Annotated in this window: 3 protein-coding genes; 1 reads left to right on the top strand and 2 read right to left on the bottom strand. The window is 56.8% G+C overall.

The window, feature by feature from the left end; all coding sequences use genetic code 11:
* Window positions 1-1,293 (bottom strand): c-type cytochrome (locus ACC569_RS14400; RefSeq protein WP_372524215.1); only part of this gene is annotated, 1,293 nt, incomplete at its 3' end.
* Between the two features lie 361 nt (window positions 1,294-1,654).
* On the opposite strand from ACC569_RS14400, the gene ACC569_RS14395 reads away from it, so the two are divergent.
* Window positions 1,655-2,377, top strand: coding sequence for a ComF family protein (locus ACC569_RS14395; RefSeq protein ID WP_372524214.1), 723 nt, complete (start codon window positions 1,655-1,657; stop codon window positions 2,375-2,377).
* A gap of 78 nt (window positions 2,378-2,455) precedes the next feature.
* Here the strand turns inward: ACC569_RS14395 and ACC569_RS14390 are convergent.
* The coding region (locus ACC569_RS14390; RefSeq protein ID WP_372524213.1) for a tetratricopeptide repeat protein at window positions 2,456-2,957 on the bottom strand (502 nt) is incomplete at its 5' end.

Genomic DNA, 2,957 nt, shown 5'->3' with positions numbered 1-2,957 from the left:
AGCCATCAATGCCATCTGGCTTCCGTACATGTCTTTTGGATGGGCGCCGCGAATACCCTGTTGGTAATTTTTCAATTGAGTAACCAAATACCAATCACTCATGCCCGCCAGCCGGGGGGCATTCGTTGCCTGTATGCCCCGTCCATCAGCACCGTGACAGGCGCCGCAGGTCGCAAAAGGCTTTTGACCGCTCTTCGCATTGCCCTTGACCGTGGTCGGGGCAGGATTGTCCGGCAGCGTCTTGATATAAGCGATGACATTATCGATAGCGGCGTCATCACTCAGCGTCGCCGCCATCGGTGCCATCATTTTACCGAACACATCCTTGTCGTGTGTGCCCCGAGCACCGCTCTTGAAATATTTCAATTGCCGTTTCAGATACCAGCCTCCTTGCCCACTCAGTTTCGGTGCATTCAGCGCAGGGTTACCCTCCGCTTGCAAGCCGTGACAGGAACCACACACGGCATAGAGTGGCTTGCCTGCCGCCGCATCGCCGGCTACTTGAGCTGAGGATTGCGCGAACGTCGGATAGCTGCTTAACCACGCCTGAAACACGCGCTCTTCTTCCACGATGACTTTGCCGCGCATGGCGAAATGTGCGATACCGCATAATTCTTCGCACATGATGTCGAATGTCCCGGTTCGGATGGGGGTGAACCAGACGTAGGTGACCAGGCCCGGCACCAGATCCATCTTGACTCGGAACTGCGGTACCGTGAAGTCGTGCAGGACATCTATAGAGCGGAGCAGCGCCTTGACCGGCTTGCCGAGGGGGAGATGCAACTCCGGGCTTGCTACCAGCACATCGTCCTGTCCGTTGGGATCGTCGGGATTCAGCCCAAACGGGTTTTTATCGCTGACGTAGCGGGCATCGACGGTGCCCAGCACGCCGTCCTTGCCGGGGAAGCGATAGCTCCAGTGCCACTGCTTGCCCACGACCTCAAACACCGCCGCGTCTTCCGGGACATCGACGAATTTCGCCCATACAAATAAGCCGGGGGCCAACATGGCGATAACACCTAGAGCGGTCAATCCCGTGAGCCACCCCTCCACTTTCTTGTTCTCGGGTTCGTATGCCGCCCGTCCTCCCTTCCGGTGACGGTAGCGGATCACCGCATAGGCCATAAACAAATTGATGGCGACGAAGACAAACCCCGTGACCCAGAACGTGATGCTGATCGTGTCATCGATTGCGCCCCAATTAGAGGCTAGCGGTGTCAACCACCATGGGCTCAGGAGGTGAAATAGGACAGAACCCACAACCAATAAAATCAATACAATTGCAAAAACCATACCCTAAAATAGTCCTTATATAGCTACTGAATATAAGCTACGGTTTCGAATTGAAATGAACTGCTTTGGACGGTGTATGTCTCCCGACTTTTGCCAACTTCTTTTGAGACAACGCTATCCTTTCCCGGGCCTCGTGTCAAAGAGGCGACGGGCCGGACATGCCTCCGGAAAGGTCGTTATTCGTTTAGGAACGCAACCGCCGTTGCTTCATCGGAACAGGTCTTTGGAAGATTCCGGATAATCTTGCTTTTGACTTTAGGTTATTTTTTGGGTTTTCCGTATTCGTGTAAGAGATGGAATACTCAATCTTTATATCTGAGTCAAAAAATTAACCGGCCTATACATTAAGGATTTTACCGCTATGTTTCAGCGTTTTACGTTAAGCACATACTTCCAAGGGAATATCCATCACGGGCTATGGTCGGGAAACTGCCTGCTATGCGCGGCGCGCGCACCGGCGGGGAAAGATCTTTGCCCGGCGTGTGAGCGCTCGCTTCCGCGCACGGAGTGGGCGTGTCCGCGCTGCGCCGCGCACGGCGCTGCCATGGAAGTCGAGGGGGTGGCGTGCGGCGAATGTCAGACACATCCGCCGGCTTACGTCTGCACATGCGCGGCATTTCGATATGCCTCGCCGGTGGACAAACTGATCCAGCATCTGAAATACCACGACCGTCTCGAACTCTCGCGGTTGCTGGGAGGGTATCTTGCGAACCACCTTCAGGCCCTCAACAATCCCCTTCCCGACGTGGTCGTGCCGGTACCACTGCATTCATCGCGCCTTCGCGAACGTGGCTACAACCAGTCACTCGAGATCGCGCGCTTCGTGGCGCAAACCCTGGAACTGCCGGTCAACTGGAAAGACGCGCAGCGCATTCGCCCGACGGTGCCGCAGACGGAGTTACCCCGCGAACAAAGGCGCAAGAATGTCCATGATGCGTTCATGACGGGTGGCGCCTTCGCGGGTCAGCGTGTTGCCATCGTGGATGATGTGATGACCAGTGGACACACAGCGAACGCACTCGCCGAGAGTCTGCTCCGGAGCGGAGCCATGGAGGTTAGGGTGTGGGTCGTGGCGCGCGCCTGAACAAAAAATTACCCAACGCCAGGAAATATTTTTTAAATCCGCATCCCTTGGCGTTCTTGGGGTACTTGGCGGTTCAAATTATTTGTTCTTGACGACGGCCAGCCGCTGGCGGGCGTATTTCAACAAGTTATCGTCCAGCGAGCCGGTGTCAATGGCGCGCTGGTAAGCGTCACCGGCGGTTTTCCAGTCCTGCGCGGCCTCGAGTGAGATGCCCATGCCGACCCAAGACCGGCCTTCCCGCGGATTGAGCTTAATCGCCTCGGTATAGGCCTTGGTCGCCTCGGCATGATTGCCGGCGCGCCGATAAAGTTCCGCGAGGAACGCCATGTAATCGGCGCTGCCCGCGCCGGCCTGACGGCTGGCTTCCATGACGGCGAGTGCCTTCTGGTCCGCGCCATGTTCGATCTGAATCCGCGCCAGCAGCAGCGTGAAGGGATAATGCGCCGGCACCTTCTCGATACCCTGCTCCAGAGTCTGCTGCGCCTCGTGCCAGCGGCCATTCTGCAACTCCAGGCCGGCGAGTAACTCACGCGACTGGGGGTGTTGCGCGCTGAAATTGAGCGCGGCCTGGAGGTGCTTT

This window comes from Sulfuricaulis sp., assembly GCF_041499725.1.
Taxonomy (GTDB): Bacteria; Pseudomonadota; Gammaproteobacteria; order Acidiferrobacterales; family Sulfurifustaceae; genus Sulfuricaulis.
The sequence above is the reverse complement of the archived record's forward strand: the minus strand, read 5'-3'. Positions and strand labels throughout refer to the sequence as shown.